At 44.6% G+C, this 12330-nt stretch carries 12 protein-coding genes; all 12 read right to left on the reverse strand.

Translation table 11 applies throughout. The features are described 5' to 3' along the window. Positions 1–116: 116 nt before the first annotated feature. The 12 genes from QMA41_RS23450 to QMA41_RS23505 all read right to left on the reverse strand — a co-directional run bounded on the left by QMA41_RS23450 (position 117) and on the right by QMA41_RS23505 (position 12330). A complete protein-coding gene (locus tag QMA41_RS23450; protein ID WP_281630725.1) occupies positions 117–3557 on the reverse strand; it encodes a DUF6701 domain-containing protein in 3441 nt (1146 codons plus the stop codon). After that, entirely contained in the window at positions 3554–3967 is a 414-nt protein-coding gene (locus tag QMA41_RS23455; protein WP_281630726.1) for an MSHA biogenesis protein MshP, read from the reverse strand. Before QMA41_RS23455 ends, QMA41_RS23450 begins: the two co-directional genes overlap by 4 nt. Further along, complete coding sequence (locus QMA41_RS23460; protein ID WP_171353958.1) at positions 3939–4715, reverse strand: type II secretion system protein; 777 nt, start codon at positions 4713–4715, stop codon at positions 3939–3941. Before QMA41_RS23460 ends, QMA41_RS23455 begins: the two co-directional genes overlap by 29 nt. Then, positions 4712–5278: a prepilin-type N-terminal cleavage/methylation domain-containing protein gene (locus QMA41_RS23465; RefSeq protein ID WP_081305553.1), complete on the reverse strand. Its 567-nt coding sequence runs from the start codon at positions 5276–5278 to the stop codon at positions 4712–4714. The genes QMA41_RS23460 and QMA41_RS23465 overlap by 4 nt, the downstream gene beginning before the upstream one ends. Next, on the reverse strand, positions 5256–5747 hold the full coding sequence (locus QMA41_RS23470) for a prepilin-type N-terminal cleavage/methylation domain-containing protein (protein WP_065741116.1): 492 nt from the start codon (positions 5745–5747) through the stop codon (positions 5256–5258). Before QMA41_RS23470 ends, QMA41_RS23465 begins: the two co-directional genes overlap by 23 nt. A gap of 151 nt (positions 5748–5898) precedes the next feature. After that, a complete protein-coding gene (locus QMA41_RS23475) occupies positions 5899–6363 on the reverse strand; it encodes a type II secretion system protein (protein WP_019277240.1) in 465 nt (154 codons plus the stop codon). 31 nt (positions 6364–6394) lie between these two features. After that, the gene (locus QMA41_RS23480; protein ID WP_019277239.1) at positions 6395–6970 is read right to left on the reverse strand and encodes a prepilin-type N-terminal cleavage/methylation domain-containing protein; all 576 of its coding nucleotides are present in this window, start codon (positions 6968–6970) and stop codon (positions 6395–6397) included. A gap of 77 nt (positions 6971–7047) precedes the next feature. Continuing rightward, positions 7048–7509 (reverse strand): MSHA biogenesis protein MshF, encoded by a 462-nt coding sequence (locus QMA41_RS23485; protein ID WP_281630727.1) that lies wholly within the window; start codon positions 7507–7509, stop codon positions 7048–7050. 1 nt (position 7510) lies between these two features. Next, positions 7511–8731, reverse strand: a complete 1221-nt coding sequence (locus QMA41_RS23490) for a type II secretion system F family protein (protein WP_281630728.1) — start codon at positions 8729–8731, stop codon at positions 7511–7513. A gap of 8 nt (positions 8732–8739) precedes the next feature. Further along, complete coding sequence (locus QMA41_RS23495; protein ID WP_006958291.1) at positions 8740–10464, reverse strand: GspE/PulE family protein; 1725 nt, start codon at positions 10462–10464, stop codon at positions 8740–8742. Beyond that, positions 10454–11488, reverse strand: a complete 1035-nt coding sequence (locus QMA41_RS23500; RefSeq protein ID WP_082314468.1) for a tetratricopeptide repeat protein — start codon at positions 11486–11488, stop codon at positions 10454–10456. Before QMA41_RS23500 ends, QMA41_RS23495 begins: the two co-directional genes overlap by 11 nt. Beyond that, on the reverse strand, positions 11485–12330 hold the full coding sequence (locus QMA41_RS23505; protein ID WP_021456098.1) for an AAA family ATPase: 846 nt from the start codon (positions 12328–12330) through the stop codon (positions 11485–11487). The genes QMA41_RS23500 and QMA41_RS23505 overlap by 4 nt, the downstream gene beginning before the upstream one ends.

Consider the following 12330-nt stretch of genomic DNA (forward strand, 5'->3'; position numbering starts at 1 on the left):
TTGCACTAAATGTACCAATGCCTTGCCGTATCAGCAAGGCATTGAACTATAAACATGGGCTGAAACCCGCAATTTCTAACAGATTCCTAACGAAAGTCGAAAAAATCTCGTTGTCTCTAATTCTGTTCATTCCACCAAATGACTCGATCACTCCCTCGGTATAGACCAAATTGTGTCAGTCCTGAAGTGGAATTTTCAAAATTACCATCACCATCTTCATCATCCATTAGCCATGGAAACAGAGAACTCAAATCAATTGATGTCGTAATTGTCCCTGTGTTACCTGCACCAGGGGAAGTGAACTCTATCCATGATTCACCGGCAGAAACTGTCAAGGACGGAAGGGATGCTTCCACTTGAGGTTGGACAGGAGAACCAACTGTAATTACGTCAAAGCTTTCATCGCTATAACTGAAGCTGGAAGCAGCAGCGAATGTAGTGCACGAGTCGTGTATATTTGTTTGAAAAGTACCTCCAGCAAAGTATTGTATCTCGATCCCCTGTCTAAGGTTGGAAAGCTCTGAACCATAAGTGTCGTGTATTTTCATACGTCCCCAACGCAACTGCATCGTTGTATCAATATCTTCAAATGTCAGAGCCTGACATGAGCTACTGTTTGATGTTTGATAACAAACACCATCATCGTCCGTCAATTCAACGTCATCTATCGTCAGACTGAAACTTGCAATAAAAGGCTCTATTGCAGAGGATGGCTTGTCATAGCTAACCTTTTCACCCGAAAGCTCTATTGTGACATTGGTCGAGGTAAAGATACGATTAATGGAAGAGCCTGATGAAATAGGAGTCATGCCTAGCCCATTACTCGATGAATATTCGCGTTCATCCCACGATTTGTTATACCTCCACCAATTGGCATCTAAATAGTTAAGAGTATCTGTGCCGCTTTCGGACACGGGATTAAGGTAGACCCCTGGATTAGCGCTAAAACCAAATGGCTCTCCAATATAACTATAAGAGGTATCTATTGATACACATGTGGCTTCTAGCATTGGGGTTAGCTTTTGCACTGCAAAATACGCAGGAGTAAAGCGTCCGATATTCCCCGTAGAGCCATCAGTAATAGGCTTAGCAGTATCTGGTGGCTCGGCGGTAAATCTAAATACACCGACTTCGGAAACTGATTGAGTAACACTATTGGTACCATTTAAAATCGGAATATGATTGTAAGAGGTAGCGCTGACACTACCGACAATACCTGTTGAAGGTTCAACTAGACTATGTCCGAGTGTAATCCCACTATGTTTATAGTTGGGCGTCACTTCATCATCTTGATTGTAAGCGGTTACTTTTAGAGTAAAGTTTTCTCCAGCTTTCGCAAATACACTGCAACTCGTATCCGCATTACTACAGACTCCAGTTTCGCTATCCGAATTTTGAGCGGTAACAGTCAGGTACTTCGGAAAACTAACAAAATTAGAACTTCCAGTTAGCTCTAGTCCTTGTTCATCACCAGTACCGTTGAATTTAGCATTGAGCTGCATGTGCCCTGCATCATCATAATTAAGGGCAACAGAAGCTTGGCCACTGCTATCAAAAGCCAGATTGAAGTTGGTTGACCCAGCCTCACTAGTTCCAATCTCTGTGTTCTCTACGGAAACCTTCGGGTTTCCAATCAGATCTATGCCAGCAACTGGATCAAGATACTGACTCCAAAGATCCACACTCTTGGTCACATTAGCAAAGCTAGGTACACACTGAGTGGCGCTATCACCTTGTTTAACCGCTTGAATCGTCGCTGTGACCGATTCTGCACCATATTTGTCAGGCACTTCAACCACAAAGCCACTATCAGAAAAAACCACATCACAGCTATCTGCACTGAAACCACTACCGTCGTCACATAAGTTGGTTGAGAATGGTCTCGCAGGAGGTGTCGAGCCCGTCACACCCAAGGTTAAAGTCCCTGGCTGGCCCTTTCTTATCTGGAAAGTACCTGAGCCGCCAGAAAAAGTTTTTACATTTCCACCGACCCACCCTCCACCGCCATCAACTGTCGCCGGAGAAAGAGTTGCAGTCACTGAATCAGTATATAGCTCAGTACAGGTTGCATTTTTGCAGGCCTTAATGGTCACCTCTTCTGCTTTACAAGTGAGTTCTTGTCCGGTATGAGTTAGACGAAAATGATCAATTTGATCTTCTATAGGGCGGGAATTCAGCGCACAAACCTGAAAGTTGTCTATCTCATGATTATTCGTTAAATCACCTGTAGAGCCTGCAATAGATAACAAAAAATCTTCAGGGACTGCGGCTTGTGAGTATTGGCTATCCAGGACATCAATTGGACCAACAATCGTTTGCCAGTCAGCACTACCAATTTTACGGAAGATCTCGACCTGAGACTGGTTGCTAACTCTTGAATCTACAACGATTTTATAGCGATGGATTGAGCCTGAGTTGTTATTGTCAACGGTCGGTGACAAACAGTTGCTGTTCTGATTAGTTTGACCGTTATTACAGGCACCGGCTAAGTACCGATAGCCTGCTTCATTGGAGCCCGAGCCCCTCAGAGCGACTGACTGACGGCGCTGCCCAGGATCACTCCCCTCTCCACCTTGAGCAGAGAAGTTCCCATATTCGTCGATACCAATACCTAACCAGCCACCAGCAAAACCCGGCTCATTAGGTTTAAAACCGTAACCCAATGGGCCTCCAAATGCACCTGCCTTTGGTGTAACGAGTGCATCAGACAATACTACTGCAATACCATCAGCCCCAGAGCCGCCATATGCAAAATGGTCAAACTCAATTTCAACTAAGTTGTCCTTGGCTGGGAATAAACGTTGATACGTCGACGAGGTTGCCTGATCGACCAACGCTTGAGTGAACCTCAACCTATTATTGACTATTCCAGGTTGAAAAGAGCCTTTACTGGTTGATGTCACCCACAAATCAGACAAACTTCCTGAATTAAAGTCATCAGTGAAACACTCTAAAGGAAGCGTAGTGTTTTCACACATATCGATGAGATCAGCGTTTTCTATCACATCAGGATCAACCGTTACAGTGCTGTTACCTGTTGTTGTTAACGCTCCTCCAGCAGCAAGAGCCCCTGATATTTCAGCATTGCCGGCAACTTGTACGCTACCTGCAACGTAGATGATTCCGTTAATCTTGTTTTGACCAGTGATCTGCAAACTGCCAGCAACATAAATAAACAAATCCTCGGGATCACCATCAAGGTTTAATTCAGCATTCGTTAGTTGAAGAGAATCAAAATATAAACGAGTAGTTGTACCATTGGTGCTGAGCTCAGCCCTATTTTGGAAACGACCAGCGTAATAGCTGTAATCCCCGGGTGCAAAATTACTAGTTCTTAATGTCACACCTTCCCAACACAGATTACTTCCTCTAAAGCGAAAACAGTCAAGATTCCCCAGTTTGTTATTAATAACATCCGGTGGTGGAACTAAACCATTTCCCGAATGGTTTCCAGAAGGAGGGTCAGTAAAGATGTCTGTACATTGAGGCACTGCATAAGCATAAATTGGCATCATTAGCCCAAAGACGAAATAAACGATTTTCCTCATAATGCTCATTGTCTTACTCCTACCTCAATCACTCTCTGCAACTGCCACCCTCCCACTTGGCATATTCCTGTGGAGACTAACTGGAAGACTTCATTACCATCGTCTAAGGCTCCTAAAGCATTGCATACCACAGAGGCCGAACATTGAGATAAACCGACTCCGCTAAAGTTAATCGTTTGTTGAACACCAACCTGACAGCTGCCATTTTGGTAAAAGCGACTTATTTCTATCTGGGCAGCAGAGCGTGCCGCCATTTCAGCTCTTGTTCCAATAACAGCAGCAATAAGCTGGTCACTGCTGCGCTCTTGGTTTCTATTGGCAATAGCTGCGATGAACCCCACCACTACAACAATGATGAAGATCACCAGAAGTAACCCACTCCCTCTTTGCTTACGGCGTGTTGTAGATAAGTGCATCATGATCAAACCTAATTTGCTCTCCATTATCAGAAAACGTCAGCTCCATCTTTACCAAGCCGTTGCGTTGTAGCTGAGGAGAAGAGACAACAAAATTCACCGCAGTTAGATTACCGGCGACCCTAACACCCTGACCAAGAGAGGTATGCTCCAAAGACGCTCTATCTAGAGCATAGCCCGAATACCTCCTTAGCTCATTGTCAACCAAACAAAATGCGACTGGTTCACGGTAGAAATACAAACGGTCTGCTGGGCTCAATGTAGTAAAACCTGTGCTGGCCGTAAGACTGACATTCACCATTGTTGTCGTCGCACCACTGGCAGTAAAATCAACATCCGCACTGACTTGGGCGGTTTGGCCTGAACCATCCACGCTATCTCTCAGTTCAGAGCTATCAGTTGGATACACCACAATACGTTCGCCAGCAGTAATACTCTTCACCACAGGGAGCACTCTGATTGAAGAAGACGCCGATGAAGGCGTAGGAAGTTCCATATATATGGCACTATTTGTAATTGGCAAAATTTCAATACAGTTATTCGCAACCACGACGCTATTTGGAATCGCTTCGCGAATTTCTCGACGTAACCTTTCAGTGGCAAAGCGCCCCTGCTGAATTAAGGCTTCACGAGTCGATGAGTCTGAGTACAGTACCAATGATTGACGCACCACCTCTCCCACAAACAGGCCAACAATCCCCAGTAGGGTAATAGAGACAACCATTTCAATCAGAGTAAAACCGCGCATCAAAAATTCCCTTTTGTCGCTGCAAATGGATAGGTGTTCCCCTGACGGTCAGTAATAGTGACGGTAATTCGTTTATAGTTTGTCATGGTGGAGGATTCCGTGCCTTGCATGGTTCCACTGACGTCTTGTTCATAGAAGACAATGATGGCGACGTTATAACCTTGATAATCAGCACTAATATCATCCCCAAGCACATCTTGAACAGCACCACTAAGACCATCAAAATCGTCGACGTCATTGTACAAAGTTTTATTTGTCTCTCCTGAATCTGTGCCAAGGGCAGTAGCATCTGTACATAAATCTCGGCCGACGGCAGCAACGATGACACATTCAGGTAAACCGCCATTCGGCCCCGAGTTCTGATCAAAATTACGACCTAACACTTCATCTAACACTGCGCGGCCTAACTCAGCAGCTTTAACCGACGATACCTGATCGGCACTTTGTTTACCTTTAGGAAATAGCGCAATAGACACACCACTGATAGCAATACCAATGATCACGATAACAATCACCATCTCCAATAACGAAAAACCGTTATATTTAGCAACTTGTCGGGTTTGCAAAAATACCACCTTCTGAATTGATACAAATAAATCGGCTGGTGCCAGATTGGCCCTGAATAGTCACAGTACAAGCACTAGTTGAACATTGCGAAGGACGACCTAGACTGTCAAAATCAATAAAATTACCCGAACTAATCGTTAAGGATACGCCGTCTTCATTAGCGTCAACAAAACTACTGTCGTTAGTATTAGCAGGAAAAGTCGTTGTACAAGCACCAGACGTTATAGATGCCGCCATATCAATCGCTTTATTTTCTTCCACAATCCAACGACCACATAAACCATTGCGGTTCATTGCTCTGAGCTGAGTTAACCGCAACGACGATAAAACGGCTTCTTCCATTAATTGTGCATCAAAGCTGCTTTTACCTACGTAGCGACTAGCAGCATAGACTGATACCACTGCAAGCAACACAATGACCATAATAAGTTCAATTAGCGTAAAGCCTAGACAAGGCTTAGCATTCATAAGATACCTAAGTAGTTAATTTTTCTAATTTGATTATAAATTAGAAAAGCTATCAGTGAGGTGATTTGTGTAGATTTTGAGAAGAAGTAAGAGGTTAGTTCTGTGTGAGAGCATGGCAAAGAAAAGGCCAGCAAAGCTGGCCTTTTCTGATTTAACAACTTGTAGTAACGACAGTTATTGTAGGCTCATCACCTGATGATGTCGCTTGTTCGTAGTTCACATGACAGCCTGCAGTGGTAGTACCATTAAATGTATATGAAATTGAATCAGTAGGTTGACCAGCACTTGTCACTTCACTCCAGTCGTCTGACAGTCCAGATACCGCAGCACCAATTCCTGCAGAAGATGCTACTGGATAACCAAATATAGTGCTAATAGTCGTACTGCCTGCTGTCACATTGACCGCTGAAGATGAGGTTTCGCTACCATCTATAGCAGCTTTACCATACACAATTCCAGCAGCGCCTTGCATCGCGCCTCTAAGCCCTTGTAATGAAGCAGACCGTGCATCTCCTTGCAGGTTAAGAAAACGAGGTGCTGCAGTTACTGCCAGAATACCTAGAATAACAATCACCACCACTAATTCGATTAGGGTGAAACCGCCTTGTTTTTTCATAGTCTCTATCTCTCTATGTTAATCCGCAGTACTACTGCAATGTCACGGTCACGCGACCGGTTTTAATCTCATATACAAACTGATGATTCGTACCACCTTCTTTCTGAATGTAAGTACAAGTGTCATTAGAATCATCAGCCTGCGCTGAATACTTTATATTTGTGTTACTGTTGGCATTCGACACAGTATCTACACTTGGCGGGTTTTGCAGCAGGTTTTCCATCAAATTGATACAAATCTGATCCGTCAAACTTGCCGGAAAACTCGTGTTATCTGTATTTAACCCAAACGGGTAGCCATCTCTAAAACCAGTGTCAGCATTACTGCTGTTTTTAGAGCGAGTTAACCAAAAATCAACACCATCATAATTAACGGTGTTATAAGTTTCTGCATTCACCGTCACGGAAGGGCGAGCTTCCGCCTCCCACTGAGCACGTGCTGATAGCACTCCAGTTGCGAAACCACCAGCCACACCTTCAACGCTAGCTTTCTTCGCTTCGTCAGTCACATCTAAAAAGCGTGGTAGAGCCGCAACCGCCAGCAATCCGACGACAACAATAACTACAACAAGCTCAACTAACGAAAAACCGAATTGCTTATTATGCATAATTATAAACTCGCTATTTAGTACATCGTATTATACGAGATATCCACGATATAGCCATCACAAATATGTCAACAAAATCACTTTGCTGAAAAACCGACACTCACTGTAAATCTATTATCTACCAGTTGTATATGAATCGATTTTTCCTGATTGTAAATATAGTCACATCGATAATTATTTAATTCAGAGCGATTAACTACCTTGACTGGAATTGAATCCATAATCCGCTGCTCTGGATATAATATCCAAAGCCAAGAATTACATGGACTACTATTTCCGGAAAGTTCAGGTAATACCCAGCCAGCCTTTGAAAATCTTAAACTTTCTTCCCCAATAGCCAACCTTTCATTTTGGCCTTGGAGCATCCACTGCTGTTTATAAAAACTCGCTCTTTCTATAATCCTCTTGCTGGCAAGTAAAAAGGCTGCATCATCGACATCCTTTCCTAATTTCTCCATCACTAAAACAAAACTCATCATCAAAATAATAATAGCCAACAGCCAGAGTACCAATCTTGAACGCTCTACATTGTTCGCCATATTAACCTTGAATTGCGTCTAGCATGCCCCACATTGGCAGGAAAATACCTAGTGCGAGAATTAATACCATACCTGCAACGACTACTAATAATATAGGCTCGATTCGTGCTGTCAGCGTCTTCAAATCGTAATCAACTTCACGATCATAAAAATCAGCCGCTTCAAGTAATAACTCATCAATTCGCCCGGTTTCTTCGCCAACAGATAGCATTTGCAATACTAAGGGCGTAAACACTTGGCTATTACTCGCCGTTGTTGAAATGGTTCCCCCAGCTTCAATTGAAGACTTCATTTCCAGCAAACGATTCTCAAGGTACTTATTTTCTAGAGCTTCCGCAGAGAGAGCCAATGACTGATTCAAAGGCACACCAGCCTTAAGCATTAGCGCAAAAGTGCGAGAAAAACGGGAAAGCTGCGCTCGGTTAACAAGATCACCAATAATCGGCATGCGTAAACGAAACTTATCCCACTTTTCTTGGCCTTTTTCCGTTCTCACCCAAGCTTTGAACGCAAAGATCAAGCTCACGATACCCGCCAACATAAATGCCCAGTAGTTGACAAAAAACTCCGATGTTGTAATGAGAATACGTGTTGGTAATGGTAAATCCACACCAAAACGAGCAAACATACTCGCAAACTGAGGGATGACTTTCACATTCAGAACGAACAGCGCAACAACGATAAAACTGATAACAAAAGTAGGGTAACGCATTGCTGTCTTGATACGCTTGCGAGTTTCTACTTCCTGCTCATAATAGTTGGCGAGTTGCATCAGAGCCTGATCCAGTCGACCAGTGTTTTCACCTACATGGATCATCGACACAAACAGCGGACTGAAGACTTTAGAATGCATCTGCATTGACGCCGATAAACTTCGCCCATTTGTTAGCTCCAAGGTAACTTCTTCCAAGGCTTGTTTCAGTTGCTTGTTAGCACTGTTTTGAGTTAATCCCTTCATGGAGCGAAGTAAAGGGACACCCGCTTTAGTCAGGCTATACAACTGACGACAAAAGATCACCAGCACTTCCAACGGAATTGAAGGTGTAAGCAGTGTTCTGATATCAAACTCAAAGGCGCGCCCACCACCACCTAAAGTGATAGACGTAGGAATAATACCCTTGTTGATCAGAGACTCAGCAGCGACTTCTTCATTAGGAGCATCAACTTGCCCAGTGGCTGAAGTACCGTCTAAATTGCGCCCCTGATAGCTAAATACTGGCATGATTCATCCTATAAGTAGATGGCTTCAACCGAGCCAGAGGCATCCCCTTCACCAAGGTTCATGACTTCGTCCAAACTCACCACACCTTGCAAAGCCAGCTCCATGGCAGAAGCAAGTAACGGCTTATAGCTTTCTGACTGTCGGGCGACCATTGAAAAACCCACCGCATCGTTGGCGCGCAGCTTATCCATCATGTCCTGTTCCAATTCGAGCATTTCAAATACGCCTATCCGCCCTTGGTATCCCGTTAGGTTGCAGTTCTGACATCCACGACCTTTGACAAAATCCGCCTGTCCTTGGTTAGGAAAACGTTGAGCCAACCACTGCCTGCGTGAATCGTCCACCTCATCTTTGGTCTTACAATCTGGACAAACTTTACGTACCAAGCGCTGAGCAACAACAGCTCGTACTGCACTAGCCACTAGGTAACCTGGTGCGCCCATATCCATCATCCTCAGAGCGCTATCCACCGCATCGTTAGTGTGTAATGTGCTCAAAACTAAGTGACCCGTAAGTGCAGCACGCAGACCAATTTCTACCGTTTCTTGGTCACGCATCTCACCAACCAGAATAATATCCGGGTCTTGACGCAAAAAGGTTCTGAGAATGGTTGAGAAATCGAGGTCAATTTTCGAATTCACTTGGACCTGGTTAACGCGGGGTAAACGATATTCCACCGGATCTTCTGCTGTGATGATTTTCTTACCAGGTTCATTAAGTTCACTCAATGCGCCATAAAGCGTGGTGGTTTTACCCGAACCTGTAGGACCGGTGACCAGTATCATGCCGTGAGGGCGGCGAAGTTGACGCCTAAGACGGAGCAATAGGTGCTCAGGAATCCCGGAGTGTTCCAATTTTCGTACGCCCGTTGACTGATTCAATAGACGCATAACGACGGATTCGCCATGCTGGACTGGCATCGTCGACATACGAATGTCGACTGATTGTCCCTTAGCACGAATGTTAAAACGACCATCCTGTGGCAAACGTTTTTCAGAGATATCCAGATTCGCCATTAACTTTAAGCGCAATACCAAGGCAGGTGCGACATTGACTTCATTCAATAGGGTTTCATGCAGGACACCATCGATACGCTGACGTAAGCGTAATACATTAGCATCAGGCTCAATATGAATATCTGAAGCACCAACCTGAATAGCATCTTCAAACAATGAGTTAATTAGCTTAACAACGGTAACTTCATCGCTGTCTTCATCTTCAATATTAAAATCAAAGGCTTCAGTAACCTGATGCTCTGCCTGCAACTGCTCTGCAAATGAGGCGATTTCCTTGGTACGTCGATAATAGCGATCAAAGCCATCAACCAGCTGTTTCTCAGGCGCGATGACGAATTCAATACCGTATTGAGGCAATTGTCCAAGCAGTGCTTCCTGAGCAAACAAGTCTGCAGGATCGCTCATTGCTACCCTCAATGTGTCACCTTGACGGCCAATGACTAGGGTCCTCAGACGACGAGCATGAACTTCAGGCAAAAGTTGTACAGCGTCAACGTCAACATTCGCTCGGCTAAGATCAATCAAAGGGACATCAAGCTGCTGAGATAAGAAGGTCAGCATTTGGTGCTCAGTTAAGAAGCCTAACTCAATCAGAGTGGCACCCAGCTTTCGACCTGTGCTTTTTTGCGCAGCTAGCGCCTCTTCGACCTGAGAGTCGGTAATAATGCCTTCTTCGACAAGTAAGTCACCAAGACGCTTTCTCAGTTTAATTTGCATCTGGTTGCTCCTCTAATCGACTAATTAGCGATAGACGATCGCGAATAAATTGTTGCGACTGGCTGGATAAACCCAACTTTGTGAGTGCCTGCTGATAAGCTTTTTCGGCCTCAGGTAAGTTCAAAGCACGCTCCTGCTGGATGCCCAATCCAAGCCACCAGCGACCACTGTCTGGCTCCATCGAAACTAAATTCTGGTAACTGCTAAGCGCAATGTCGTCTTGCTTGGATTTCTGTGCTAGCGCTGCTCTCAATGACAAGTATTCCACTGGCACTTTCTGTGGGAGGTGGACTAAAGCCGTTAGCGCCGCTTCATTTTGCTTCTCTTTCATCAGCAATTTCGCTAAGGACATTCGTAGCGCAGTATTATCCTTGTCGAGTTGAATACCTTTACGCAGAATATCCACCGCCTTTCTTGCTTCACCTTTACCGTAATATAAAGCCGACAGTTTCTGACGAATTTTAACGCTATTGGGCGCGTAGCGTAGCGCTTCCTGATAATGACCAAGCGCTTCTTTCAGGTTGTTGTCATCAAGCGCTTTCTTGGCTCTTGTTTCCGCTTTTTCTGCCAATTGAGCTGGTGACAGTTCAATTTGCTGAATAACAACTTCACCTTGCGCAACTTGAGTGGGTTTCTGTGAAACGCTTGCAACAGCTATTGGCAAAGGCTGAGGTAGATGAGCCTGAGCTTCTTCCTCGATGACAGGCGCAGGTTTGGTAGGCTTATTCACGGTACGAGATTGAGTGTTATAAATAACGCCACTACTCTCAGAAGGTTTAGACGTCGGAGAGGCTATTTGGATTGTGGACTCAGCAACAGTGACAGAGACTGGTTGTTGCGGCAATTCTGGGGACTGCGAAGAAATAGCCCACCCACCAACAGCAAGACTTAACCCAAAGCTGCCGATCACCCAGGGCAACACCTTGAGCTGTTTAACAGGTTTGACTTGCGCTTTGACAACCTGCTCTGGCTTATGCGAATGGTTGCTAGCCAGCTCAGACAGCGCATTGTTAATCGCACTCATGATAAACTCCAGCCCCAAATTAACGGGCTTTTAAATTTCGGTTTACAGCTGTCATAAGTATCGTGAATGGCACTAAACAACTGTTCATTATTGACGCTCAAGCTACGTTGGCTACAAGCTAACACTAGACATTTGTGACAGATTTGATTAACCAACCTTGGAATCCCCCGGCTAGCTTTCCAAATCGCTTTTTTCTGGCTGACAGTAAAGATTCCATCCTCCCCGCCCGACTTCTCTAATCGGTTGTCAATGTAAGCGACCACCTCAGCAATTGTTAACGTTCTTAGTCGTGCACTGAAGGTTATCCGTTGACGGAATTGGCGAAGATGATGTTGCTCTAATCTCTCATCCAGTTCAGGCTGACCAAACAAAACGATCTGTATTAGTTTGTTGTATTCAGTTTCTAAGTTGCCAAACAAGCGCAGTACTTCCAGAGCTTCATCACTCAGCGCCTGAGCTTCATCAACAAACAGCACAACCTGTAATCCACGCCGAGCTAGTTCAATAAGTTTAGCTTGAATCTCTTCAACTAAGTTGGTCGAATCCACTGAGTCAACGGCCAACTCAGTCGCGATGGCTCGTCTTAACTCATCACCATTAAGGGCAGGATTTGGCAAATAAACCAGCTGCACATCTTGCTCAAGTTGCTTGACTAGAATGCGGCATACCATGGTCTTTCCTGTGCCAACTTCACCCGTCACCTTTATCAGCCCTTCCCCCATTTCAATTGCCGACTGAACGGTTTGAATGGCTTCATAGTGAGGCTCCAACCCCAAAAAAAGCTCCGTATTTGGGGTCAGATGAAAAGGAAATTGAGTTAAACCAAAATGCTCCAAATACAT

The sequence above is a fragment of the Vibrio sp. St2 genome (assembly GCF_947311885.1).
GTDB lineage: Bacteria > Pseudomonadota > Gammaproteobacteria > Enterobacterales > Vibrionaceae > Vibrio > Vibrio coralliilyticus.

Bases quoted from the DNA above. Each gene is read 5' to 3' on its own strand.
- QMA41_RS23450 (WP_281630725.1), bottom strand. From the start codon at position 3,557: ATGAGCATTATGAGGAAAATCGTTTATTTCGTCTTTGGGCTAATGATG.
- QMA41_RS23455 (WP_281630726.1), bottom strand. From the start codon at position 3,967: ATGATGCACTTATCTACAACACGCCGTAAGCAAAGAGGGAGTGGGTTA.
- QMA41_RS23470 (WP_065741116.1), bottom strand. From the start codon at position 5,747: ATGAATGCTAAGCCTTGTCTAGGCTTTACGCTAATTGAACTTATTATG.
- QMA41_RS23475 (WP_019277240.1), bottom strand. From the start codon at position 6,363: ATGAAAAAACAAGGCGGTTTCACCCTAATCGAATTAGTGGTGGTGATT.
- QMA41_RS23480 (WP_019277239.1), bottom strand. From the start codon at position 6,970: ATGCATAATAAGCAATTCGGTTTTTCGTTAGTTGAGCTTGTTGTAGTT.
- QMA41_RS23485 (WP_281630727.1), bottom strand. From the start codon at position 7,509: ATGGCGAACAATGTAGAGCGTTCAAGATTGGTACTCTGGCTGTTGGCT.
- QMA41_RS23490 (WP_281630728.1), bottom strand. From the start codon at position 8,731: ATGCCAGTATTTAGCTATCAGGGGCGCAATTTAGACGGTACTTCAGCC.
- QMA41_RS23495 (WP_006958291.1), bottom strand. From the start codon at position 10,464: ATGCAAATTAAACTGAGAAAGCGTCTTGGTGACTTACTTGTCGAAGAA.
- QMA41_RS23500 (WP_082314468.1), bottom strand. From the start codon at position 11,488: ATGAGTGCGATTAACAATGCGCTGTCTGAGCTGGCTAGCAACCATTCG.
- QMA41_RS23505 (WP_021456098.1), bottom strand. From the start codon at position 12,330: ATGTATTTGGAGCATTTTGGTTTAACTCAATTTCCTTTTCATCTGACC.